This window comes from Marilutibacter spongiae (assembly GCF_014145325.1).
Classification (GTDB): Bacteria; Pseudomonadota; Gammaproteobacteria; order Xanthomonadales; family Xanthomonadaceae; genus Marilutibacter; species Marilutibacter spongiae.
Window position 1 is genome coordinate 171,416 of the sequence record NZ_JACHTF010000004.1, and the last position, 23,127, is coordinate 194,542.

The window sequence follows — 23,127 nt, forward strand, 5'->3', positions numbered from 1 at the left end:
GCGTCGCCGGCCCCCACCGGCTAGAATCGACGCATGACCCTGCGCCCCTACCTCGATACGTTTCCAAGCCTCGGCGAACGCGTGTACGTCGACCCCGCCGCCACCGTGATCGGTCAGGTCGAACTGGAGGACGACGTCTCCATCTGGCCGGGCTGCGTGGTCCGTGGCGACGTCAACACCATCCGCATCGGCGCGCGCAGCAACATCCAGGACGGCACCATCGTCCACGTCACCCACGAGGGGCCGTTCACCCGCCCGGGCGGGCTTCCGACGGTCATCGCCAACGACGTCACCGTCGGCCACGGGGCGATCATCCATGCCTGCACGATCGGCGAATTCGCCCTGGTCGGCATGGGGGCGTGCGTACTCGATGGCGCGACCGTCGAGCCCTACGGCTTCGTCGGCGCCGGCGCGGTGATACCGCCGGGAAAAACCGTCGGCGAGGCGGAACTGTGGCTTGGCAACCCGGCGCGCTTCGTGCGAAAACTGGGACAACGCGAGATCGAACAGCTGCAGTACAGTGCGCAGCACTACGTCAGGCTGAAGGATCGCTACCTCGGCGTCGCCGGCACCTGAGGACATCGCCACGGCCGGGGGCCACGGCACGGGGGAACGGGTGAACGGAACGAATACGGGGACACATGGCAGGGAAGCGCGCTGAGTTCGGGATGACGGGGGCCGGGACGCCGGGGGCGCCGGTGCTCGATACCTGTCGCGACGTCGTCACGCCCGAGGGCGTGTCCCTGCGCCTGCCCGCGGCTGGCCCGATGCCGCGCGCCCTGGCCTGGCTGGTCGACTTCGCGGTCCGCGGTGCGACGTTCTTCGCCGTCAGCGTGGTGCTCGGCCTGCTCGGCAAGGCCGGCATGGGCCCGCTGGCGATCGCCCTGTTCGTGATCTTCTGGATCTACCCGATCGCCTTCGAGGCCTTGTGGAATGGCCTTACCCCGGGCAAGCGCCTGCTCGGCCTGCGCGTGGTCGCCGGCAACGGCGCCCCGGTCGGCTGGCTCGCCGCGATCGCACGCAACCTGCTGCGCGTGGTCGACATGCTGCCCTTCGGGTACACCATCGGCCTGCTGGCCGGCTTCGCCGATCCGTGGGGCCGTCGCCTGGGCGACATGGTCGCCGGCACCCTGGTCGTGCACACGCCGCGCGCGGCCGCGCCGCGGGCGGTCGCCGCGCAGGCCGCGATGGCATCGCCGGTGCCGCTGCTGCCGCACGAGCAGGCCGCCGTGATCGCCTATGCCGAGCGCGCGCCGCGCCTGGGCATGGAGCGCCAGGTGGAGCTGGCCGAGCTGGCCTCGCCCTGGCTGGGCGCGCGCGGGCCCGTCGCCATCGATCGCCTGCACGCGATCGCCAACGGCTTGCTGGGCCGATGAAGCAGGAACGCTTCGTCCAGCGCCACGACGCCGAGTGGCAGGCCCTCGAGGACTGGCTCGACGCGCGCAGCGTGGCCCGCAAGGCGCGCCGGGAGCGCCGTGGCTGGGAGGGCCTGCGCGACCACGAGATGCCGGCCCGGTACCGGCGCCTGTGCCAGCACCTCGCGCTCGCCCGCCGCCGCGGCTACAGCGCGGTGCTCACCCAGCGGCTGGAGGACATCGTGCTGCGCGGGCATGGCGTGCTGTACCAGACGCCTCCGCCGCGCTGGCAGTCCGCGCTGGAGTTCCTGGTGGCCGGCTTCCCGCGCCTGGTGCGCGCCGAGCGCGGCTGCATGCTGGCCTCGCTGCTGCTGTTCGCGTTGCCGCTGGCGACGATCTTCGTTGCCATCCAGATGCGGCCGGAGATCGCCGCGTCGCTGTTCGAGCCGCAGCAGCTGGCCCAGTTCGAGCAGATGTACGACCCCGCCGACCCGGAGCGCGCACTGGGCCGCGACAGCGAAACCAACCTGATGATGTTCGGCCACTACATCTGGAACAACATCAGCATCGGTTTCCGCACTTTCGCCAGCGGCCTGCTCGCCGGCATCGGCTCGGTGGTGGTGCTGGTGTTCAACGGCATCACCATCGGCGGCGTGGCCGGGCACCTGCAGGCGGTCGGCCACGGCGATCCGTTCTGGCGCTTCGTCGCCGGCCATTCGGCTCCGGAGCTGACCGCGATCGTGATCGCCGGCGGGGCCGGCCTGCGGCTGGGCCTGGGGCTGGTCGCGCCGGGCCGGCGACGGCGCATCGATGCCCTGGTCGAGGGCGGCATGCGCGGCGCGCGCCTGTGCGTGGGCATCTTCGCGATGCTCCTGTTCGCGGCCTTCGTCGAGGCCTTCTGGTCGTCGATCGGCTGGATGCCGGCCTGGATCAAGTACACCGTCGGCGCCGGCCTGTGGGCCGGGGTACTGGGCTGGCTGATGCTCGGCGGCCGCCACCTGGGACCGCTGGACGCGGAAGACGACCTGGGTACCGGCGCATGAACCTGGAGTCGCTGACCGTCGCGCTGCGTCCACGCACCGCCTGGGAAGCGGTCGAGCTGGGCACCGCCCTGACCCGCCGCCACGCCCGCGCGATCTGGGTCCCCTGGCTGCTCGCCAGCGCGGCGATGTTCGTCGCCGTCAACGCCCTGGCCTGGGGCGTGGGCATGATGTGGCTGGCGCCGCTGACGATGTGGTGGCTCAAGCCGGCCTTCGACCGCATCCCCCTGTACGTATTGTCGCGTGCGGTGTTCGGCACCGTCCCCGGCACCGCCGATACCCTGCGTGCGCAGTTCACCTGGGGCGTGCGCTGGCTGCTGCCCTACCTCACCTGGCGCCGGCTCAGCCCGGTGCGTTCGATGAACCTGCCGGTCGACCTGCTCGAGGGCGGCCAGGGCGCCGAAGCGCGGGCGCGCCGGCGCATCCTCGTTGGGCCGAGCTACGGCGTCGCCTCGCTGACCACCCTGCTGTGCGTGCACTTCGAGCTCGCCGTGTACCTGGGCACGATCTCGCTGGCGCTGCTGTTCGTGCCGCCGGAGTACCTGGCCCGCACCGCGCAGGGCCTGTGGGAGGCGATGCAGGCACCCCCCACCTGGCTGGACCTGACCACGAACGCGGTCTACTGGCTGGCGGTGACGCTCATCCAGCCGTTCTACGTCGGCGCCGGGTTCGGGCTCTATCTCAACCGGCGCACCGAAGTGGAGGCCTGGGACATCGAGATCGTGCTGCGCCGCCTGGCCGCGCGGCTGTCCCGGGCCAGCGCGCCGCTGCTGCTGGCCCTCGCCCTGCTCGGCCCGGCCGCGCTCGCACCTGCATGGGGCCAGGAGGCGGACACGGGCACCGCCCCCGTCGCGCAGGAAGCCGGCGAACCCGACCCCGACGACGCAGGGGAAGAGGTGCCCAGCGGCCCTCCGACCCTGCCCGCCGTGTTCGGCGATGTCGCCGACGACGCCGCATTGCGCGAGGCGGTGGCGCGTGCATACGAGGACCCGACGGTCTCGCCCAGGCGCACGGTCACCACCTGGAAACCGATCGACGACGAGGACGAAGAGAAGGCGCCACGGGACATGAGCGCGCTGGCCCGGCTCGCCGAAGCGATCGGCAAGGCCATCGCCCTGGCCGGCGAGTACGGGCTCTGGTTCCTGGCGGGCATGCTGGCGATCGTCCTGCTCGTCACCGCCCGGCGCTGGCTGCCCTGGCTGCGCGGCGGCATGCGCCGGCGCGTGCGCGAGGACGCCGAGATCGAGCGTACGCCGACCGAAGCGCCCGCCCCCCTGCCCGACGACATCCCCACCGCCGTGCGCCGCTTGTGGCAGGCGGGCCATGCGCGCGACGCGCTGGCGCTGCTGTACCGCGCCAGCGTCGCGGCGATGAGCGCGCGCGCCAACGTGGTGCTGGTCCCCGGTGCGACCGAGGCGGCGGTGCTGCGCGCGTCGCGCCGGATGCCGGAGCCGGCCGACCGCGAGGCCTTCGAAGCCATGGTGCGGCAATGGCAGTACGCCGCCTACGCCGGGCGCCTGCCCGCCGAAGACGCATTCGAGGCGCAGCTGGCGCTGCTGGCCGATCGCTTCGACTGGCGTCGCGGCGACGCGCCGTCGACGGAGGTGCCGGCATGAGCCCACGCCATCGCGCCATCGCCCTCGGGCTGGCGATCGGACTGCCGCTGGCCATCGCCCTGGGCGCGTGGTGGTTCAAGACGCACGAGCGGGTCGAGGAAGAGGTCGACCTGCCGCCGTTCGGCGAATACACCTACAACCCACTCTACGTGCTGGGCCTGTCGCTGCGCGAGGCGGGCTGGACGGTCGACATGCGCCAGCGACTGGACGGTGGCGAAGTGGCTCCCGGGGGGCGCGACACCGTGCTCCTGCTCAACGACCCGCGCCGCCTGTCGGCGGCCGACAGCCAGGCGCTGCTGGACTTCGTCGAGGGCGGCGGCCACCTGATCGTGCGCACGCCACCGCCCGAGGCGCTGACCGTGGAGGCCAATGCACCGCTGCTGGAGGCCATCGGGGTCGCCCTGGGCCGCTCGGCTGGCTGTACGCCCCTCATCGTCGAGGGCGAGGACTCGCACGTGGAGTTCTGCGGCGGTCGCGCCTTCGACCTCTCGACCCGGCCCGCGGTGGCGTGGGAGCCCGACGCCCTGAGCGGCCATCCGGTCGAGGCCGACGGCGTGCCGGACCCGGCATCCGCGGCCGTGGACGCCTATCCGGTCGTCGGGCCGGGCGCCGGACAGGCCGACCCGGGCGGAACAGGCGCACCGACGACGCGCGGCAAGACCCTCGCCAAGACCGGGACGGACGAGCACTCGAACGACGAGGGATCGGTGCGGGCCAAACTGCGCGCCCGTCGCGAAGACCCTGCCGCTGCGACCGACGTCGGCCGCTATGTCTACGCCCGCCTGCCGCACGGCCGCGGCAGCGTGGACGTGGTCGCCGAACTCGACTTCCTGACCAACGAGAAGCTGCGCGATGCCCCTCACGTCGCGCTCACCCGGCAGTTGTTCGCGCCCAACGACCGTGCCGGCACCGCGCACCTGCTCTATGCCGCCCAGATGCCCTCGCTGTGGCGATGGCTGTTCCTGCACAGCTGGATGGCCTGGCTGCCGTTGCTGTTGGCCCTGTTCGCCTGGTTGTGGGCGCGCATGCCGCGCTTCGGCCCGCTGCTGCCCTCGCCGCCCGCCGAGCGCCGCTCCCTGCTCGAGCACGTGCGCGCCAGCGGCGACCTGGCCTGGCGCTACGGTTACGGCCACGTGCTGCACGAGGCCGTCCGCGCCGCGTTCATGGCCCGCCTGCGCCGCCGCGACCCGCAGGCCGCCGCGCTCGAGGGCGATGCGCAGGCGGCGCTGATCGCCGAGCGCTTCGGCATGACCCCCAACGACGTGCGCGACGCCCTGTCGACGCCCCCCGCCCGCGACCCCGCGGCCTTCCGCGCCCGGATCGCCACCCTGATCCGCCTGAGGAACCAGCTATGAATCCTGCCGACCACCCCCTGCCTCCCGACACGCCGACCGGCGGTCCCGCGCCCGCGGAAGCCACCCCGGCCGCGCCCGCGCCGGCGCCGCTGACCGGCGCCGCGCTCAGCGAACGCGCCGCCGCGATCCGCGAGGAAGTGGGCAAGGCCTTCATCGGCCAGGCCGAGGTGCTGGACCAGATCCTGATCGCCCTGCTCGCCGGCGGCCATGTGCTGATCGAAGGCGTGCCCGGGCTGGGCAAGACGCTGCTGGTGCGCGCGCTGTCGCAGGCGCTCGACTGCGGCCATGCGCGCGTGCAGTTCACGCCCGACCTGATGCCCAGCGACATCAGCGGCCATGCGGTCTGGAACCCCAAGAGCGAGACCTTCAACATCCGCCGCGGGCCGATCTTCACCCACCTGCTGCTGGCCGACGAGATCAACCGCGCGCCGGCCAAGACCCAGTCGGCCCTGCTCGAGGCGATGGCCGAGCTGCAGGTGACCATCGAGGGGCGCAGCTTCCCGCTGCCGCCGCCCTTCCTCACCCTGGCCACGCAGAACCCGGTCGAGCAGGAGGGCACCTACCCCTTGCCGGAGGCCCAGCTGGACCGCTTCCTGCTCAAGGTGCTGATCGGCTACCCCAGCCGCGCCGACGAGGTCCGCATGGTCGGCACCGTCAGCCGGGGCCGCAATGCCGCCGCTTTCGACCTGGCGCGCGTACGGCGCGCGGCCGGGCCGGAGGACATCGTGGCGATGCAGGCGGGCACCGCGCAGGTCACCGTCGACGAGGCGGTGATCGACTACGCCGTGCGCATCGTCGCCGCGACCCGCGACTGGGCGGGGATCGCGATGGGCGCCGGTCCGCGCGGCAGCCTGGCCCTGGTCCGCGCGGCGCGGGCGCAGGCGGTCCTGTCGGGCCGCGACTTCGTGACCCCGGACGACATCCGCGAGATCGCCCTGCCCGCGCTGCGCCACCGCATCGCGCTGGCGCCGGAACTGCAGATCGAGGGCCAGGCGCCCGACGACGTGCTCAAGGCCCTGCTGGCCAAGGTCGAGGCCCCGCGCCAGTGATGCCCGCCACGCCATGAGCGCGCCCGTGCCCGCCACCCCGTCGCGACGGCTGCCGCGTCCCGCCCCGCCCCTGCTGGGCGGGCTGGTCGCCTGGGCGCTGTGCGGCCTGGCCGCCAGCACCGGCGCGTTGCCGGCCAGCGCCTGGTGGGGGTCCGGCGGCGCGTTCGCGGCCGTGCTCCTGCTCGACCTCGCACGGCTTTGGCGCCGGCCCCTGCCGGCGGTGCGGCGCACGATCCCCGATACCTGGCCGATCGGCGTCGAACGTGCCGTCGTCCTGGCACTGGAGGCGCCGGGGGCGCAGACCGTGGACGTGTTCGACCTGCACCCGGTGGGCTGGTCGATGGCCGGCCTGCCGCGGCGCGTGGCGCTGCGCCGCGGCGAAGCCAGCGCGCTGGAGTACCGCCTGACCGCCAACGCGCGCGGCGACTTCCTGTTCGAGGGGGTGCACCTGCGGCAGCATTCGCCGTGGCGGCTGTGGACGCGCCTGCAGGTGGCCGGCGAGCCGCAGGCGGTCCGGGTCTTCCCCAATTTCGCACCGCTGGCGAAGTTCGCCATGTTCTCGGCCGAGCAGGCCTCGCGCCTGGTTGGCGCCCATCTCAAGCGCCGCCGCGGCGAGGGCACCGACTTCCACCAGATGCGCGAGTACCGGATCGGCGACAGCCTGCGCCAGATCGACTGGAAGGCCACCGCGCGCGCGCGCAAGCTGATCTCGCGCGAGTACCAGGACGAACGCAACCAGCAACTCGTGCTGCTGCTCGACACCGGTCGCCGCCTGCTGGCGCGCGACGCGCTGGACGACGGCCGCGGCCTGGCCCATTTCGACCACGTCCTCGACGCGGCCCTGGTGGTCGCCTACCTGGCGCTGCGGCAGGGCGACGCGGTCGGAATGCTCGCTGCCGGCGGCGACGGTACCTGGGTGCCGCCACGGCGCGGCGCGGGCGCCATCGAGGGCCTGCTGCGCGGCAGCTATGCACTGCAGCCCTCGCCGGTGGCGACCGACTTCCTCGCCGCGGCCACCGAGCTGTCGGTACGACAGCGGCGCCGTTCCCTGGTGATGCTGGTGACCAACCTGCGCGACGAGGACATGGACGACGTGCTCGCCGCGGTCTCGCTGCTGAAGAAGCGGCACCTCGTGTGCGTGGCGAGCCTGCGCGAGATCGCACTCGACCGCGCCCTCGCCGCGCCTGTCGAGGACCTGCCGGGCGCGGTGCATGCCGGCGCGACCGCCCGCTACCTGCAGCAGCGCGACGCCGCCCACGAAGCCCTGCGCAACCATGGCGTGATGGTCCTGGACGTCACCTGCGAACAGCTGCCCGCGGCCCTGGTCGAGCGCTACCTGGCGGTCAAGCGCGACGGCCTGCTCTAAGGCGCGACCCGGGGCCCGCGGCGGTGGACGGCGCGTCCAGGCGCGGCGGAAGCGGGGTCGGGGCCCATCGAAGCCCATGCCTGGACCCCGGGGGCAGTGCATGCAGCGGCCCGGTTATATGCACATGCATTCAGGCACCCGCCTGCACCTTTGCCCTGAAACCGTACGGTTGCGACAATAGGGGGTCCATCGCGCGCCGTCCGGCGGCTGCGCCCGCCCACTGCCTGCGAGTCCCTCCATGCCCAACAGCCCCAAGATCATCTACACCCTCACCGACGAAGCGCCGCTGCTGGCGACCCAGTCGCTGCTGCCGATCGTCGAAGCCTTCGCCGGCACCGCCGGGGTCGCCGTCGAAACGCGCGACATCTCGCTGGCCGGCCGCATCCTGGCGCAGTTCCCCGACCTGCTCGGCGAGGACCAGCGGATCGGCGACCACCTGGCCGAGCTCGGCGAGCTGGCCAAGACGCCGGACGCGAACATCATCAAGCTGCCCAACATCAGCGCCTCGGTGCCGCAGCTCAAGGCGGCTATCAAGGAACTGCAGGGCCAGGGCTATCCGCTGCCGGACTATCCCGACGAGCCGAAGGGCGAGCAGGAAAGCGACATCAAGGCGCGCTACGACCGCACCAAGGGCAGCGCGGTGAACCCGGTGCTGCGCGAGGGCAACTCGGACCGCCGGGCGCCGCTGTCGGTGAAGAACTACGCCCGCAAGCACCCGCACCGCATGGGCAAGTGGAGCGCGGACTCCAGGTCGCACGTCGCGCACATGGAATCGGGCGATTTCTACGGCAGCGAGCAGTCGGCGGTCGTCGACCAGGCCGGTACCGTGAAGATCCGCCTGACCAGCGCGGACGGCCGCAGCAACATGCTCAAGACCGGCATCGCGGTCAGCGCCGGCGAGGTGATCGACGCCACCTGCATGAGCGCGCGCGCGCTGTCGGCCTTCGTGGACGCCCAGATCGAGGACGCCCGCGCACGCGGCGTGCTGTTTTCGCTGCACCTGAAGGCGACGATGATGAAGGTCTCCGACCCGATCATCTTCGGCGCCTTCGTGCGCGGCTTCTACCGCCCGGTGCTGGACAAGCACGCCGCCGCGCTGGAGCGCGCCGGTTTCGACGCCAACAACGGCATCGGCGACCTGTATGCCGTGCTGCCGCGCCTGCCGGAAGACGCGCAGGCCGACATCAAGGCCGGCATCGAGGCGCTGTACGCCGAGCGCCCGGGCCTGGCGATGGTGAATTCCGACAAGGGCATCACCAACCTGCACGTGCCCAGCGACATCATCGTCGACGCGTCGATGCCGGCGATGATCCGCGACTCGGGCCAGATGTGGAATGCCCAGGGCCAGCTGCAGGACACCAAGGCCGTGATCCCGGACCGCAACTACGCCGGCATCTACCAGGCCGTCATCGACGACTGCAAGGCGCATGGCGCGTTCGATCCGGCCACCATGGGCAGCGTGCCCAACGTCGGCCTGATGGCACAGAAGGCCGAGGAATACGGCAGCCACGACAAGACCTTCCAGATCCCGGCCGACGGCACCGTGGAAGTGCTCGACGACGCCGGCCAGGTCCTGATGAAGCACGAGGTCGAGGCCGGCGACATCTGGCGCATGTGCCAGACCAAGGACGCGCCGATCCGCGACTGGGTCAAGCTGGCGGTCACCCGCGCGCGCCTGAGCGGCACGCCGGCGGTGTTCTGGCTGGACCCGCAGCGCGCGCACGACCGCAACCTCGCGGCCAAGGTCGAGCAGTACCTCAAGGACCACGACACCGCCGGCCTGGACATCCGCGTGCTCTCGCCGGTCGAGGCCATGCAGCTGTCGCTGGAGCGCATCCGCCGCGGCGAGGACACCATCTCGGTGACCGGCAACGTGCTGCGCGACTACCTCACCGACCTGTTCCCGATCATGGAGCTGGGCACCAGCGCGAAAATGCTGTCGATCGTGCCGCTGATGGCCGGTGGCGGCCTGTTCGAGACCGGCGCCGGCGGCAGCGCGCCCAAGCACGTGCAGCAGTTCGTCGCCGAGGACCACCTGCGCTGGGATTCGCTGGGTGAGTTCCTCGCCCTGGCCGCCTCGCTCGAGCATCTGGCCGAGACCACCGGCAATGCCCGCGCGAAGGTGCTGGCCGATGCGCTCGACGTGGCCAACGGCCGCTTCCTCGACGAGAACAAGTCGCCCTCGCGCAAGGTCGGCGAACTCGACAACCGCGGCAGCCATTTCTACCTGGCGATGTACTGGGCCCAGGCCTTGGCCGCGCAGGACGCCGACGCGGCCCTGAAGGCCACCTTCGCCCCAGTGGCGAAGGCACTGGCCGACAACGAGGACGCGATCGTCGCCGAACTGAACGCCGTGCAGGGCCAGCCGGTCGAGATGGGCGGCTACTACCACCCCGACCTGGCGCTGCTGGGCAAGGCGATGCGCCCCAGCCGGACCCTCAACGATGCCCTGGCGACGCTGTCGGCCTGAGTTTCCCGCACGACATCACCACGAAAAGCGCCCCGCCCGGGGCGCTTTTTTTTGGGGAATGGGGAATGGACGCGGCGCGGCGCGGGGAGTGCCTCTGCTCGTCATCCCAGCGAACGCTGGGATCCAGCCATTAGCAGGGCTGGCCAGATACCCCCCGGCCCAGCGCAGCGCGCTGGGCGTTCGCCCTGACCGCGCGGCAGTGCCGCGCAAGCGGTCAGCCTCACCCCAGCGAACGCTGGGATCCAGCCATTAGCAGGGCTGGCCAGATACCCCCCGGCCCAGCGCAGCGCGCTGGGCGTTCGCCCTGACCGCGCGGCAGTGCCGCGCAAGCGGTCAGCCTCACCCCAGCGAACGCTGGGATCCAGCCTTGTCTTTACCAAGCCCCCGGGTGCGCTTCGCTTGCCCGGGCTACGCGGCTGGCCATCAGGTGTTCGCAGCTTCGTAGGATGGGTAGCGCGAAGCAAAACCCATCGTTCGTCATGCGTGCGGCTGCGCGACGGTGGGTTTCGCCTTCGGCTCTACCCACCCTACGGCGATGCCGCGGCTGCGTCCTTGCCGGTAGCCCCCACAGGCCGTCACCCCAGCGAACGCTGGGGTCCAGCCTTGGCCTCACCAGGCCCCCGGGTGCGCTTCGCTTACCCGGGCTACGCGGCTGGCGATCCGGCGTTCGTGGCTTCGTAGGATGGGTAGCGCGAAGCAAAACCCATCGTTCGTCATGCGTGCGGCTGCGCGACGGTGGGTTTCGCCTTTGGCTCTACCCACCCTACGACGATGCCGTGGCCGCGTCCTTGCCGGTAGCCCCCACAGGCCGTCACCCCAGCTAACGCTGGGGTCCAGCCTTCGCCTTGCCGGGGCCCCGGGTGCGCTTCGCTGACCCGGGCTACGCGGCTGGCGATCCGGCGTTCGTGGCTTCGTAGGATGGGTAGCGCGAAGCAAAACCCATCGTGCGCGTTCGCCGGAAGCCATGGTGGATCGCCTTATGCTCGACCCACCCCATGGCCCTGTCGGCCTGAGCCTGCGTCATCCCAACAAGCGCCCCCGCCCAGGGCGCTTTCTTTCTTGGTATGGCGACGGTCCGCCGGAGCCGGCCCGCGGCCCCCGAAAGACAGGCTCAAGCCTCGCGTGCCTGCACGGAGGGGTCCGCCCACACGCTGTGCGGATCGCCCGAGCGGGCCCGGCGTGCGGTGAGCCGGGCCAGCCAGGCGAAACCGAAGGCCAGGGCCAGGGCGCCGAGGTCGATGGCGACGAGGTTCCAGTGGCCCGCAGCCGCGGCCCGCCAGAACCACGCACCGGTCGCCAGTCCGTGCGCCAGCGGCACCAGCGCGGTCGCGACCGCGGCGGCGGCGAGCAACTCGCGCGCCGCACGTGCCGGCGGCCGCAGCGCCGCCCAGGCCGCGCAGGCCGCCCAGGTACCGAAGCAGGCGAGGCGGACGCCGCCCTCGAGCTCGCCACCGAAGCCGAGCACGGGCCATTGCAGCAACTGGGTGGCCACGAAGGCGACCGAGATCGCCACGCAGACGCCCAGGCAGACGCCGACCGTCGCCCGCGCCATGCCCTGCGGCGCCCGCGCCTGCTGGACCTGGCGTCGCTTGCGTCGCGACTCGATCCACAACAGGTTGCCGGAGTAGAACAGGAACGCCCCGCCCAGGCCCAGCAGGAAGTACAGCCAGGCCACCCCGGCGTTGCCGAACTCGCCGAAGTGCAGGGCGTAGGCCGCGGCCAGGGTGGCGTGGTTCGCATCGCGCGTGCCGGGCAACTGGGTCGCCAGCACGTCGCCGGTGTGCGCGTCCAGCGCCACCGTGCCCAGCGGACCGAGCGCACCGGGCGACTCACCGGTGATCTCGAGGGTGGCGCGGGCGTCGCCGCCGTGGGCGAGCTTGAGATACGCCGGCTCGAACGCATCCAGGCCCTGCGCCCGCGCGGTGGCCGTGGCGATGTCGACCATCCGCGCCAGTGGCGCCGGCGCGGCGGGCATGCCAGCGGGCTCGACCCGCGGCGCGGTGTCCATCGCGGCAGGGACAGCCTGCATGCCGCCGCCGCGGTACACCAGCGGGTCGATCGCCATGAGGGTCACGAAGGCCAGGCACAGCAGGGCGCCGGTCACCGCGAACATGATGTGCATCGGCAGGCTGAGCACGCCGATCACGTTGTGCGCGTCCTGCCAGAAGCGCTTGAGGTTGCGGCCGGGGCGCAGGGCGAACAGGTCGCCGAGCAGTTTCGGCAGGTGGATGACCAGGCCCGACAGCAGGGCCAGGCCGTAGAGCAGGCTCACCGCACCCATCAGCCAGGTCCCGGCGACCGGTATCCCCAGCGAGTAATGGAGCAGGTTGACCAGCTCCGACAGGGTACCGCCGAAGGGCTTTTCGCTGCCTTCCAGGTCCTGCAGCGTGGCGAAGCGCCAGGTGCCCGCCTCGTCCTGCCAGTAGCTCGAGGCCACCGGGTACTCGCCGCCGGGGAAGACCATGCCGAGGTGCACGCGCGCGGCGGGATGCCGCGCCAGGGTCGCGTCGAGCAGGCGTTGCGCGTCGTCGAGCGTCTCCGGCGCGGCGCCCATCGTGCGCGGCGACTCCCAGGCCTGCAGGTCGTGGTGGAAGACGGTCAGCGCGCCGGCATAGAACGCCACGAACAGGGCGAAACCGGCGACCAGGCCGGTCCAGGTATGCACCGCGGTGAAGGTGCGCAAGGTGCGCGAGGCGAGCTTCATGGCATTGGCCTCATTGCACCCAGCCGGCGTGCTGCAGCAGCCACAGGCCGCCCAGGCTGGCGATGGCGAGACCGCCCAGCCAGGCCCAGGCGCGCGCGCCGCTGGCGAAGGCGAACGCGGCGCCGGCCACGCAGATCCACAGCGGGAAGAACGCCACCAGGCCCGGCACCAGGGTCGACTGCCACGGGCCCGGCAGGGTCCAGCAGGCCAGGCCCATGAGGCCGGCGGCGAGGAAGAAGCCCGGCACCAGGGCCGCGCTTGCGCGTCCCCACATCATGGTCGCCCCCGGGTCGGCGAGGGTGCCGCGACCTCCCGCCAGGCGCCCAGCCAGGGCAGCACGAGCATGGCCAGCATCCAGTGGGCGAGCATCGCGCACAGGCCCGCGCCGACCCCAAGGTCGGCGATCGCCGTCGCCAGGGCCAGCGCGGCCAGCGCGGCTCCGATGGCGCTGCCGCGAGGCCGCGGCACGCGCAGCCTCGGCCAGCGGCAATGCCCGCTGCCGGCGTACAGCGCCAGCGCGGACGTCCAGGCCAGCAGGCCGGTGGCGAGGGCAAGGAGCAGGCTCATGCGATCGTCCGGGACCCAAGGGGCCTCACCAACGGAAGCGTGCCGTGGCAGTCACCATCCGCGGGTAGCCGTAGTAGCACCACGCGGCGCTGTTGCAGACGCTGATGTATTCCTTGTCGGTCAGGTTGCTGGCATTGAGCTGCAGGCGCCAGCGACCGACGTCGTAGTGCACCGCGGCATCGAACAGGGTGTACGAGGGCGTTTGCCACTGGTTGTAGGCATCGCCGAAGTGCTCGCCGGTGTAGCGCACGCCACCACCGAAGCCGAGCCCGGCCAGGACGCCGTAGGCAATGGTGTAGTCCGCGCCCAGCGACGCCGCGTGACGGGGCTGCAACGGGATCTCGGTGCCCAGCGACAGCGGGTCGGTGGTCTCGGTGACCTCCGAGTCGATGTAGGCGTAGGCACCGAACAGACTCAGGCCGTTGCCTGCGTTCCAGCGCCCTTCCAGCTCGGCGCCGCGCACCGTGACCTCGCCCTGCTGGATCTGGAACAGGGTGTGGTTGGGGTCGACGACAAGCGTGTTCTGCTGGCGCAGCTCATAGGCCGACAGCGTGGCCAGCAGGCGCCCGTTCGCCGGCTGGAACTTGATGCCCACCTCGACCTGCTCGCCGGTGGTCGGGACGAAGGCATTGCCGTCGAAGTCGGTGCCGACGGTCGGCTGGAACGACTGCGAGTAGCCGGCGTACGGCGCCCAGCCGCTGTCGAACAGGTAGTTCACGCCGACGCGGCCGCTGAACTTCTCGTCGCTCTGGTGCGCGCGCCCGCCGTTGATGCGGTCCTCGGTGTCCGTGCCGACCCAGTCCTGCCGGCCGCCCAGGGTGAACACCCAGCGGTCCAGGCGCACCTGGTCCTGCACGTAGGCGCCCAGCTGTTCCTGCGTCTGCACGGTGCGGCTGGTGTAGTCCGGCCGCGTCACCGGTCCGCCGTAGACCGGGTCGAACACATCCAGCGGCGGCGCGGCGAAACTGAAGGCCGACGCGTAGTCGTTCTCGCCCCGGCGCCAGTCGATGCCCGCCAGCACGACATGGCGTGCGCGGCCGGTGTCGAAGGCGAACTGCAGGTTGTTGTCCAGCGCGAGGTTGTCCGAGCGCTCCTCGGTCGGGAACAGGTAGCGCAGCAGGGTGCGCTGGTCGCCGGTGAAGCCGAACGGGCCGACCGACGCGCCGGTCTCGACCTCGGTGCTGGCGTAGCGCACGCTCTGCTGGAAACGGGTGTCCTCGTCGAAATCGTGGCGGAACTCGTAGCCCAGCGCGCTGCGCGTCTTGTCGTAGTCGTTTTCGCCCGGCTCGCCGGTGAAGCGATTGAGCGGGATCTTGCCGTTCGGGTTCGGCAGCAACGTGCCCTCCGCGGGCAGGAAGCCCGCGCCGGACATGGTCTCGGCCTTCTGGTACGACGCCAGCACGGTCAGCGCGTTGGCGGCATCGGGCTGCCAGGTCACGGCGGGCGCGAAGTAGTAGCGGTCGTCGAAGATGTAGTCGACCGGGTCGTCGCTGTTGCGCGCCAGCGCAGTCAGGCGGTAGCGCCAGGTGCCGTCCCCGCTCAGCGGTCCGCCGAAGTCGGCGGCGGCCTGGCGCAGGCCGAAGCTGCCGACCTGGGCCTCGATCTCGCGCAGCACGTCCTCGGTGGGGCGCTTGCTGACGTAGTTGACCATGCCGCCGGGCGGCATCGCGCCGTAGGACACCGACGAGGGGCCCTTGAGCACCTCCACCCGCTCGAGCGCGTACGGCTCGATCCGGGTGATGCCGGTGCCCGAGCCGTCGGCCAGGGCCAGGCCGTCGAGGTAGCGGGCCGGGGTGAAGCCGCGCACCAGCAGCCAGTCGCTGCGCGAGTCGTTGCCGTAACCACCGCCCTGGGCACCGGCGACGAACCACACCGCCTCCTCGACGCCGTGTATGGCGCGCTCGCGCATCTGCTCGCTGGTGACCACCGAGATCGACTGCGGGATCTCGCGGATGGGGGTGTCGGTCTTGGTGGCGGTGTCGCTGTTGCGCGCGATCGGCGCGCGGACTTCGACCGTGTCCAGATCGGTGGCGTCGGCCTCCTGCGCGGCCTGGGCGAAACACGGCAACGCGAACAGCAACGAACCGGCGAGCGCACCGATGCGCAGGACGGTGGCCGGGCGGGCGGGACAGGCGGAAGGACGGCCGAAGGACATCGGGAACCTCTGGAAGGACGGAAGGGGCCGACCCTGTCCATGGGTCACGTGCGGCGGCGCCTGCTTTCGCGGAAAGACAGTCCGACTGCAACTGAGAATGATTCTTAGTTTAACAATTCCCCAGCCGCTTCGGCAATGCATCGGGCGGCCACCGCGCGCGCCCACGAAAAAGGCCGGGGCGGCCCCGGCCTTCTCGACCTCCGCGACGCCGTGGCGTCGCTTCAGCGAATGTAGGGCATATCGGCGTTGCGCTCGCGCTCGCGGGCGCGCTCCTCGAACAGGCGCTCGGCCTTCTCTTCGCTCATCTGGTACTTGGGCGCGACATAGGGCAGCAGCAGCCGCAGCCAGGCGCGGCTGACCCGTCGCGACTCCTCAGGGCAGCCCTTGGCCCGCGCCTCGGGCAGGTCGCCGCTGGTGACGATGTCGAGGTAGCGCGCCGGGTCGCTGCCGTAGAGCATGCACTGCAGGTTGAAGTAGCGCTGCTCGCCCAGTGCGTGCTGGTCGGCGTAGACGTCCAGGTTGTACTTGCCGGTGCTGCGCACCAGGAACCAGTTCGAGGCCATGCGCAGGTTCTCGGCGACCACGCTGGTGGACTCGTTGATGCCGGCGAAGCGCAGCATCAGCGTGGTCGCGAGCTGGTCGACGGCGTCTTCTTCGCGCCCCGTGATCGGGATCTCCAGCATCGAGATCAGCGCGTGCCCGGTCTCGTGCAGCAGGATGAAGCGCACGTTGGCGTCGAGATAGCGGCGCGGGAACCCTTCGTCCAGTTCGTTGCCGGCGGCCAGTTCCTCGCCACGCTGCTGCAGCACCTGCATGGTCTCGTAGCACATGACCACTTCGCCGCGCTCGGCCGAGTAGAAGGCGTTGACCTCGCCGCACTCGGCGGTGATGTACTTGATCGGGCGCGGCAGCATGAACATGCCGTCGATGGCCTGGATCTCGGGCTGGTGGTGCAGCATGTCGCTGTCGACCGCCATCTGCTGGAAGGGCTTGAGCGCCTCGCTCTTGGCGTCCACGTACTCGTATTCGAACTCCACGCCGCCTGGCTTGTTCTCCGCTTCAGGGGCCTCGTTGAAGACCACCGGCTTGAGCGCGGCGAGTTCCTCGTTGAGGGCCTTCTCGGCGGCGGCGCGCCCTTCCTCGACGCCGGCCTCGCGGGCTTCCTCGCGCGCGGCTTCCACGGCCTGCGCGTGGCGCTTGCCGACGATCAGCGACCAGCCGAAAGCGCCGCTGACCAGGCCGAGCGTCAGCGACAACAGGATGATCAGGACTCTTTGCGACATGTGCTTCCCCAAGGCAGTCGTGTCGTCCGCGCCCGCGCAGCGGGCCGTGGGGACGACTCCACGGGAATCCTAACCATTCCGGGGGCGCGGCGGTACCGCGCGTTCGCGCAGGGCGTCGCCGCCGGACGGACTCAGGCGCCCGTGGCGGGCAGGCAGGGCCGGAACAGGTCCAGGTCGGGGCGATATTCCGGCGTCTGGACCTGCATCAGCCCCAGCACCGAGCTGAAGAGGTTGTCGTGGCTGGCGGGGCGCCCGGCGACCTCGCGCAGGCACTGCAGGTCCAGGCCCCGGCTGGCCTGCATGCCCGGCGAGAACCACATGACCATGGGCACGCGGACCTGGGTGCGCGGCGCGATCGAGTACGGCAGGCCATGCAGGTAGACACCGTCCTCGCCCAGCGACTCGCCATGGTCGGAGACATAGACCAGGGCGCTGTCGACGTCGGCGTCGGCCTGCAGGGTGGCGACCAGGCGGGCGAGCACGCTGTCGGTGTAGCGCACGGCATTGTCGTAGGCGTTGACGATCTCCTCCCGGCTGCAGTGCGCCAGCTCCTCGCTGCGACACTCCGGCGAATAGGCCCGGGCGTCGCGCGGGTAGCGGTTGAAGTAGGCCGGCCCATGGTTGCCCAGCATGTGCAGGACGATCACGCGGTCCTCCGTGGTGTCGCCGAGCGCGCCGGAGAGCGCATCGACCAGGATGCCATCCAGGCAGCGATCGCCGGTGCACAGGACCGGGTCCCGCGCATGCGAGACCGACACGTGGGCGACGCCGTCGCAGACATGCTTGCAGCCGCTCTGGTTGTCGATCCAGCGCGTGTCGACGCCGGCGTGGTCGAGCACGTCGAGCAGCGACTGGCGCGCCTCGATCCGGCGCTTGTCGTAGTTCGCGCGGCCGATGTCGGAGAACATGCAGGGCAGGGAAACCTCGGTGTTCGAGCCGCAGGCGGTGACGTCCGGGAAGTTCACCGGGTCGATGCGGCGCAGCGCGGGCGTGGTGTCGCGGGCGTAGCCGTTGAGCCCCCAGTTCTGCGCGCGAAGGGTCTCGCCGACCACCAGCACCAGCACGCGCGGACGGGTGCCGGCCGGCCGGCCGACGACCTTGGCCTGCAGGCCAACCGGTTCACGCGGGCCCTTCGGCCGCGACGGGCGCTCGGTGGCCACGCGCAGTGCCGACACCAGGTAATTGCCCGGCGTGACCAGGTGGCGCAACTCGCGATGGTTGCGCATCAGCGAGGACACCGACTGGAACGACGACAGGAGCGCCAGCGACGCCACCCCCAGGGCCAGCGCCATGCTGAGGACGCGGATCCACGCTGCCCGCCGCCAGGATCGCCGGCGCAGGCGCACCCGCATCGCCAGCATCGACGGCAGCACGCCGAGCAGCAGGAAGGACGGCAACAGGCCGGCATTGACCAGCTCGCCCGACTCATCGGGATCGGTGTGGAGGATGTTGCGGATCATGTCGGTGTCGAAGTACACCGTGTAGTCGCGCATGAAGTGCACCGCCAGGGCGCTGGTCAGCAGCAGGGCCACCAGCACCGGCTTCGCGGTCCAGCGCGTGAACAGCACGCACAGCAGCAGGAAATGCAACGCGACGATCGCGACGAACAGGGCCACGCCGGTCCACCAGCCGTGGGCTCCGTGGAGGCCACCGCTTTGGATCACCGCGCCGAAGAACGTGGTGTTGCACGCCGCGGCGAAGTACACGCTGGCGACCAGGGCCAGCTGTTCGCTGCCCAGCGCCGGCAGGCGCCATCGCCGCCACGGCATCGCCGGCAGGCGGGTCAGGCTGGCGACACGGGAGACAATGGCGTTCATCGCGTCGCCCCCTGGGCTGCTGTCCGCGACGGCCAGAACAGCCGGTAGGCGCCGAGCGCGACGAACCAGCAGATGGCCGCGGTCCACAGGTCGTGCGAGGCGAAGTGCGCGCCGCGCAGTTGCTGGCCGACCCCGAAGACCAGGCCCAGGCCCAGGCCGAAGGCGAGGCCCCAGTAGCGCATGCGCGGCTGGACGACGCCGAGGAAGAAGTAGCTCGCGACCCATGCGTAGCCGCCGCTGGCATGGCCGGCGGGGAAGCAGGCGGCGGCCGGCATGCCGGACGGCCGCAGCTCGAACAGGCCCACGGCGGGAAGATGGCCGCCGTAGCGCGCCAGGTCCCAGGGGCAGTCCATGGCGGTCACGCCCTTGAGCAGGGCGACCGTCGCCGTCGACGCGAGCGTGGCCACCAGCAGGTAGGCCAGCGGTCGGCGCAGCCGCGCGGCACCCGGCCTGAGGCAGGCCACCATCCAGGCGGCGAATGCCAGCAACCAGGCCAGCGCGCTGAGGTCGCGGCCGCCCAGGTGGATCAGCTGCTGCGTCGTCCAGGCCTCGCGCAGGGCCCATCGTCCGCCTTCCCAGGCATACAGGCGATCGGCGATCCAGGCGTCGCCCTGCCCGGCCATCGCCAGCGTGGCCAGCACCACGAAGGCCAGCAGCGGCCACAGGGCGTGCAGGCGCAAGAAGTCGGCGCCGGGCGTCCACGCGGGCGCCGTCCGCGCACCGGGTGCTCGCGTGCCCGCCGGGCGGGCGGCGCGCGCGCCCTCCGGCAGGATCTGGGGAATACGGGATTCGTGGGACATGCGCCGATCGGATGACGGGATGCGGAGGGCGCGTGCATGGTCGGCGGCGGCGTGTCGGACAAAGGTCGGAACGGGATTCAGCGTTTGTTATCCGCTCAGGTTTCCGACGCTTTTCCGACAGCATGGGGTCGAGGCTTGGGCCCGGGTCGCGGCGACGCGGCGTTCGGCCCACAATGCCCTTCGAGCCGGAAACGATGCCGGCCGCCGCGCGAACACGGGACACGCCGATGCGCCTGCTGGTGGTGGAAGACAACCGGAACCTGATGGCCAACCTCTTCGAGTACTTCGAGGCCCGCGGCCACCAGCTCGATGCCGCCCCCGACGGAGTCACCGGCCTGCACCTGGCCGTGACCCAGGCCTTCGACGCGATCGTCCTCGACTGGATGCTGCCGCGGATGGAAGGCCCCGCCGTCGTGGCGGCGTTGCGCGAGGCCGGGCGCGAGGTGCCGGTGCTGATGCTCACCGCGCGCGACGAGCTGCCCGACAAGATCAGCGGCTTCCGCGCCGGCGTCGACGACTACCTCACCAAGCCCTTCGACCTGGCCGAACTGGAGATCCGGCTGGAGACCCTGGTCCAGCGCGCGCAGGGCCGCAGGCGCCGCCGCGTGCTCGAGGTCGCGGACCTTCGCCTGGACCTGGACACCCTGGAAGCGACGCGCGAGGGTCGCGTGCTGCACCTCTATCCGGCCGGGCGCAAGTTGCTGTCGGTGCTGATGCAGGCCAGCCCGGCGGCGGTGTCGCGCGAGCGGCTCGAGCACGCGCTGTGGGGCGACGAGCCGCCCGATGGCGACATGCTGCGCTCGCACGTCTACGAGCTGCGTCGCAGCGTCGACGGCCCGTTCGCGGCGAAGCTGATCCAGACGCTGCCGCGGGTCGGCTATCGGATCGCGCCGCCGGGTCCGTCCGCGGAGAGCGCCGATGCCGACTGAAGCGACGCCGGGCGGCCCGCGCCGCTCCAGTCTGCGCAACCGGATCCTCCTGGCGGTGGTCGCCGCGATGGCGCTGTTGTCGGTGGCGGTGATCTTCCAGGGCCTGGTGGTCAACGAATACGTCGAGCGGATCGTCTGGAAGACCCTCCTGGACGGCGAACTGGACCACCTGCTCGAACGCCATCGCGAGGAGCCCGGCTACCGCTGGGTCGATTCCGACAACATCGCGCTCTACGGCGGGCCCGGCGGTGCGCCGGTCCCGCCCGCGCTCACCGGCTACGGCCCGGGACTGCACGACGACATCCTGGTCGGGGGGCGCGACACCGTCCTGCTGGTGCGGGACATCGATGACCGCCCGGTGATGCTGGCGCTGGACGCCGAGCCCCTGGAGGCGCGCGAGCGCGAGCTGGCGGCGGTGATCATCGCCGCCGCGCTCACCACCCTGTTGCTGGCCACGCTCGCGATCGGCTGGATCGTGGCGCGCCTGATGCGACCGCTCGACGCCATCGCCGGGCGCATCGCCGCCATCCAGCCCGACCGCACCGATCGCCGCGTGCCCGTGCCGCCGCACGCCAGCCGCGAGGTGGCGGTGATCGCCGATGCATTCAACCAGTTCATCGATCGCAGCGACCGTTTCGTCGACCGCGAGCGCGGCTTCATCAACCAGGCGAGCCACGAACTGCGCACGCCGATCGCGGTGATCGCCGGCGCCGCCACCCTCGCAGCGCGCGAACCCGGCCTGCCCGACGCCGCGCGCGGCCAGCTCGAGCGGATCCAGCGGACCGCGCGCGAGGTCGAGCAACTGGTGTCGCTGCTGCTGGTGCTCGCCAAGGACCCCGCGCGCCTGGCGGACGCCTCCGGGCCCATCGGGCTGGATGCGCTGCTGCCGGAGATCGTCGACCAGCACCGCCACCTGGCCGAAGGCAAGGACCTGGCGATCGATGTCGACGCGCTGGCGCCGGTCACCCTGGTGGCGCCGTTGCCGATCGTGCAGGCCGCGGTCGGCAACCTGCTGCGCAACGCGATCGAGAACAGCGATCGCGGGCGCATCCGCGTACGACTCGAGCAACCGGCGCGCGTCGTCATCGAGGACCCGGGCCATGGCATGTCGCCGGAGGAGATCAGCGCGATCTACGCGCGCCTGGCCCGCGAGGGCGGTGGCCACGACGGCGGCGGTATCGGGCTGACCCTGATCGCGCGCCTGTGCGAGCACCTGGACTGGCGCCTGGATATCGCCTCCGACCATGGCCAGGGGACCACCACGGTACTGGACTTCCGCCCTGGAGATGCCCCGGCGCCACGCTGATCGCGCAACACCGGGGCCACGGGCGGCTCAGGCGCAGCAGTCGCGCGGCGGGGCCATCGACGCCCCCGCTGCAGCGCGCGGCGTGCGCTCGGCACGGGCCCGGCGACCGCTCTCGACGGCGCGTGCCGGCACGGCCGGGACCTCGGCAGGGGGCGCCGGCGCCACGTCGGCGAGGATCGCCGGATCGAACACGTGCCCGTGCAGGAACAGCAGACCTTTGTAGATATTCATGGCGGGACTCCTCTGTGTGCGGCCATCCTCCGTGGACAGCCTCGTGGGGTGGAGTGCAAGATAGTCCTGCCGTGTTTCAGTAAAAAGCGACTTTTACGCAAGCTCATCTTGAATTGCATTCAAGTCTGGAGATCCCAATGGCCCGCCCCCCGATGCATGCCCTGCTGGGTTTCGCCGCTGCGGCCCGCGCCGGCAACCTGACCCGGGCCGCGGAGTCGATGCACCTGACGGTCAGCGCCTTGAGCCACCAGATCCGCAGCCTGGAGGAACGCCTGGACCGACGCCTGTTCGAGCGCAGCTCGCGCGGCGTGCGCCTGACGGCGGACGGCCAGCACCTGATGTCGCGGGTGGCGCCGCACCTGGAAGCGCTGGAACAGGCGCTGCGGCCCTATGGCCCGCGCCACGACGAAGTGCTGACGATCAGCGTCACGCCCTCGGTGGCCTCGGCCTGGCTGGTGCCGCGCCTGGGCGATTTCCTCGCCGCACACCCGAAGGTGCAGATCAACCTGCAGTCGACGGTGTCGGTGGTGGACTTCGAGCGCGACCGCAACGTCGACGCGGCGATGCGCATCGGCAGGGGGCACTGGCCCGGCCTGGTCAGCGAGCACCTGTTCGACGAATGGGTCGCGCCCGTCGCCAGCCCGGAACTGGTGGCGCGGCTTGGCACGCCGCGCCTGGCCGAGCTGGGCAACTGGCCGCTGCTGGGCGAGCCCGACGACGGCCACGAGCAGTGGCTGACCTGGTTCGCCGAGTTCGGCGGCAGCGCGCCCAAGCGCTACGCCGCCAATTTCGACGACACCGAGAGCCTGCTGCGGGCCGCGGCCAGCGGCGTGGGCGTCGGCCTGGGCCGCCTGACCCGCGCCCGCCTGCTGATCGAGTCCGGCCAGCTGGTACGCCTGAGCAACGAGCGCATGCGTACCCACTATGCCCATTACCTGGTCTATCCGCAGCGCTCGGCCGACCACGCCGGGCTGCTCGCGTTCCGCGAATGGCTGCACGTACAGGCGCTGGAGTACGGGCAGCGCCTGGACGCGAGCGCCTGAGCGCGGTCGACGACGGCATGCGCGCGGTCGCCGGCCCGCTG

The 23,127-nt window shown here is 71.5% G+C and carries 19 protein-coding genes; 11 read left to right on the top strand and 8 right to left on the bottom strand.

Annotation, left to right across the window (positions count from 1 at the left end):
• The first annotated feature begins 33 nt into the window (after positions 1 to 33).
• The 8 genes from H4F98_RS05385 to H4F98_RS05420 all read left to right on the top strand — a co-directional run bounded on the left by H4F98_RS05385 (position 34) and on the right by H4F98_RS05420 (position 10,251).
• Positions 34 to 576 carry a gamma carbonic anhydrase family protein gene (locus tag H4F98_RS05385; protein WP_182685610.1) on the top strand — a complete coding sequence of 181 codons (543 nt, stop codon included), beginning with the start codon at positions 34 to 36 and terminating at the stop codon, positions 574 to 576.
• A 65-nt stretch (positions 577 to 641) separates the two neighbouring features.
• Positions 642 to 1,376, top strand: coding sequence for an RDD family protein (locus H4F98_RS05390; protein ID WP_246372895.1), 735 nt, complete (start codon positions 642 to 644; stop codon positions 1,374 to 1,376).
• Complete coding sequence (locus H4F98_RS05395) at positions 1,373 to 2,398, top strand: stage II sporulation protein M (protein WP_182685611.1); 1,026 nt, start codon at positions 1,373 to 1,375, stop codon at positions 2,396 to 2,398. Before H4F98_RS05390 ends, H4F98_RS05395 begins: the two co-directional genes overlap by 4 nt.
• Entirely contained in the window at positions 2,395 to 4,011 is a 1,617-nt protein-coding gene (locus tag H4F98_RS05400; RefSeq protein ID WP_182685613.1) for a DUF4129 domain-containing protein, read from the top strand. Before H4F98_RS05395 ends, H4F98_RS05400 begins: the two co-directional genes overlap by 4 nt.
• Positions 4,008 to 5,366: a DUF4350 domain-containing protein gene (locus tag H4F98_RS05405; protein WP_182685615.1), complete on the top strand. Its 1,359-nt coding sequence runs from the start codon at positions 4,008 to 4,010 to the stop codon at positions 5,364 to 5,366. Before H4F98_RS05400 ends, H4F98_RS05405 begins: the two co-directional genes overlap by 4 nt.
• Positions 5,363 to 6,415, top strand: a complete 1,053-nt coding sequence (locus tag H4F98_RS05410; RefSeq protein ID WP_182685617.1) for an AAA family ATPase — start codon at positions 5,363 to 5,365, stop codon at positions 6,413 to 6,415. Before H4F98_RS05405 ends, H4F98_RS05410 begins: the two co-directional genes overlap by 4 nt.
• Positions 6,416 to 6,440: 25 nt before the next feature.
• Positions 6,441 to 7,781, top strand: coding sequence for a DUF58 domain-containing protein (locus tag H4F98_RS05415; protein WP_343064731.1), 1,341 nt, complete (start codon positions 6,441 to 6,443; stop codon positions 7,779 to 7,781).
• 238 nt (positions 7,782 to 8,019) lie between these two features.
• Positions 8,020 to 10,251: an NADP-dependent isocitrate dehydrogenase gene (locus tag H4F98_RS05420; RefSeq protein WP_182685621.1), complete on the top strand. Its 2,232-nt coding sequence runs from the start codon at positions 8,020 to 8,022 to the stop codon at positions 10,249 to 10,251.
• A gap of 1,111 nt (positions 10,252 to 11,362) precedes the next feature.
• Here H4F98_RS05420 and H4F98_RS05425 read toward each other — a convergent pair.
• From H4F98_RS05425 to H4F98_RS05455, 7 genes are all read right to left on the bottom strand, one after another.
• Complete coding sequence (locus H4F98_RS05425) at positions 11,363 to 12,955, bottom strand: PepSY-associated TM helix domain-containing protein (RefSeq protein WP_182685623.1); 1,593 nt, start codon at positions 12,953 to 12,955, stop codon at positions 11,363 to 11,365.
• Between the two features lie 10 nt (positions 12,956 to 12,965).
• The gene (locus H4F98_RS05430; RefSeq protein ID WP_343064732.1) at positions 12,966 to 13,232 is read right to left on the bottom strand and encodes a hypothetical protein; all 267 of its coding nucleotides are present in this window, start codon (positions 13,230 to 13,232) and stop codon (positions 12,966 to 12,968) included.
• Complete coding sequence (locus tag H4F98_RS05435; protein ID WP_182685626.1) at positions 13,229 to 13,522, bottom strand: hypothetical protein; 294 nt, start codon at positions 13,520 to 13,522, stop codon at positions 13,229 to 13,231. Before H4F98_RS05435 ends, H4F98_RS05430 begins: the two co-directional genes overlap by 4 nt.
• Before the next feature lie 25 nt (positions 13,523 to 13,547).
• Entirely contained in the window at positions 13,548 to 15,677 is a 2,130-nt protein-coding gene (locus H4F98_RS05440) for a TonB-dependent siderophore receptor (RefSeq protein ID WP_182685628.1), read from the bottom strand.
• A 221-nt stretch (positions 15,678 to 15,898) separates the two neighbouring features.
• Positions 15,899 to 16,960, bottom strand: coding sequence for a DUF4344 domain-containing metallopeptidase (locus H4F98_RS05445; protein ID WP_182685630.1), 1,062 nt, complete (start codon positions 16,958 to 16,960; stop codon positions 15,899 to 15,901).
• Between the two features lie 131 nt (positions 16,961 to 17,091).
• A complete protein-coding gene (locus H4F98_RS05450; RefSeq protein WP_182685632.1) occupies positions 17,092 to 18,777 on the bottom strand; it encodes a phosphoethanolamine transferase in 1,686 nt (561 codons plus the stop codon).
• Positions 18,774 to 19,577 (bottom strand): phosphatase PAP2 family protein, encoded by an 804-nt coding sequence (locus H4F98_RS05455; protein WP_182685634.1) that lies wholly within the window; start codon positions 19,575 to 19,577, stop codon positions 18,774 to 18,776. The genes H4F98_RS05450 and H4F98_RS05455 overlap by 4 nt, the downstream gene beginning before the upstream one ends.
• 227 nt (positions 19,578 to 19,804) lie before the next feature.
• Here H4F98_RS05455 and H4F98_RS05460 point away from each other — a divergent pair, with 227 nt between their 5' ends.
• Positions 19,805 to 20,506, top strand: coding sequence for a response regulator transcription factor (locus tag H4F98_RS05460; protein WP_182685636.1), 702 nt, complete (start codon positions 19,805 to 19,807; stop codon positions 20,504 to 20,506).
• Positions 20,496 to 21,812 (top strand): sensor histidine kinase, encoded by a 1,317-nt coding sequence (locus H4F98_RS05465; RefSeq protein WP_182685638.1) that lies wholly within the window; start codon positions 20,496 to 20,498, stop codon positions 21,810 to 21,812. The genes H4F98_RS05460 and H4F98_RS05465 overlap by 11 nt, the downstream gene beginning before the upstream one ends.
• Positions 21,813 to 21,839: 27 nt before the next feature.
• Here H4F98_RS05465 and H4F98_RS05470 read toward each other — a convergent pair whose 3' ends face one another.
• Positions 21,840 to 22,043: a hypothetical protein gene (locus tag H4F98_RS05470; RefSeq protein WP_182685640.1), complete on the bottom strand. Its 204-nt coding sequence runs from the start codon at positions 22,041 to 22,043 to the stop codon at positions 21,840 to 21,842.
• 137 nt (positions 22,044 to 22,180) lie between these two features.
• Between H4F98_RS05470 and H4F98_RS05475 the strand changes: the two genes are divergently transcribed.
• Positions 22,181 to 23,086, top strand: a complete 906-nt coding sequence (locus tag H4F98_RS05475) for a LysR substrate-binding domain-containing protein (RefSeq protein WP_182685642.1) — start codon at positions 22,181 to 22,183, stop codon at positions 23,084 to 23,086.
• Positions 23,087 to 23,127 lie beyond the last annotated feature (41 nt).

Bases quoted from the DNA above. Each gene is read 5' to 3' on its own strand.
- H4F98_RS05385 (WP_182685610.1), top strand. From the start codon at position 34: ATGACCCTGCGCCCCTACCTCGATACGTTTCCAAGCCTCGGCGAACGC.
- H4F98_RS05390 (WP_246372895.1), top strand. From the start codon at position 642: ATGGCAGGGAAGCGCGCTGAGTTCGGGATGACGGGGGCCGGGACGCCG.
- H4F98_RS05395 (WP_182685611.1), top strand. From the start codon at position 1,373: ATGAAGCAGGAACGCTTCGTCCAGCGCCACGACGCCGAGTGGCAGGCC.
- H4F98_RS05400 (WP_182685613.1), top strand. From the start codon at position 2,395: ATGAACCTGGAGTCGCTGACCGTCGCGCTGCGTCCACGCACCGCCTGG.
- H4F98_RS05405 (WP_182685615.1), top strand. From the start codon at position 4,008: ATGAGCCCACGCCATCGCGCCATCGCCCTCGGGCTGGCGATCGGACTG.
- H4F98_RS05410 (WP_182685617.1), top strand. From the start codon at position 5,363: ATGAATCCTGCCGACCACCCCCTGCCTCCCGACACGCCGACCGGCGGT.
- H4F98_RS05420 (WP_182685621.1), top strand. From the start codon at position 8,020: ATGCCCAACAGCCCCAAGATCATCTACACCCTCACCGACGAAGCGCCG.
- H4F98_RS05425 (WP_182685623.1), bottom strand. From the start codon at position 12,955: ATGAAGCTCGCCTCGCGCACCTTGCGCACCTTCACCGCGGTGCATACC.
- H4F98_RS05430 (WP_343064732.1), bottom strand. From the start codon at position 13,232: ATGATGTGGGGACGCGCAAGCGCGGCCCTGGTGCCGGGCTTCTTCCTC.
- H4F98_RS05435 (WP_182685626.1), bottom strand. From the start codon at position 13,522: ATGAGCCTGCTCCTTGCCCTCGCCACCGGCCTGCTGGCCTGGACGTCC.
- H4F98_RS05440 (WP_182685628.1), bottom strand. From the start codon at position 15,677: ATGTCCTTCGGCCGTCCTTCCGCCTGTCCCGCCCGCCCGGCCACCGTC.
- H4F98_RS05445 (WP_182685630.1), bottom strand. From the start codon at position 16,960: ATGTCGCAAAGAGTCCTGATCATCCTGTTGTCGCTGACGCTCGGCCTG.
- H4F98_RS05450 (WP_182685632.1), bottom strand. From the start codon at position 18,777: ATGAACGCCATTGTCTCCCGTGTCGCCAGCCTGACCCGCCTGCCGGCG.
- H4F98_RS05455 (WP_182685634.1), bottom strand. From the start codon at position 19,577: ATGTCCCACGAATCCCGTATTCCCCAGATCCTGCCGGAGGGCGCGCGC.
- H4F98_RS05460 (WP_182685636.1), top strand. From the start codon at position 19,805: ATGCGCCTGCTGGTGGTGGAAGACAACCGGAACCTGATGGCCAACCTC.
- H4F98_RS05465 (WP_182685638.1), top strand. From the start codon at position 20,496: ATGCCGACTGAAGCGACGCCGGGCGGCCCGCGCCGCTCCAGTCTGCGC.
- H4F98_RS05470 (WP_182685640.1), bottom strand. From the start codon at position 22,043: ATGAATATCTACAAAGGTCTGCTGTTCCTGCACGGGCACGTGTTCGAT.
- H4F98_RS05475 (WP_182685642.1), top strand. From the start codon at position 22,181: ATGGCCCGCCCCCCGATGCATGCCCTGCTGGGTTTCGCCGCTGCGGCC.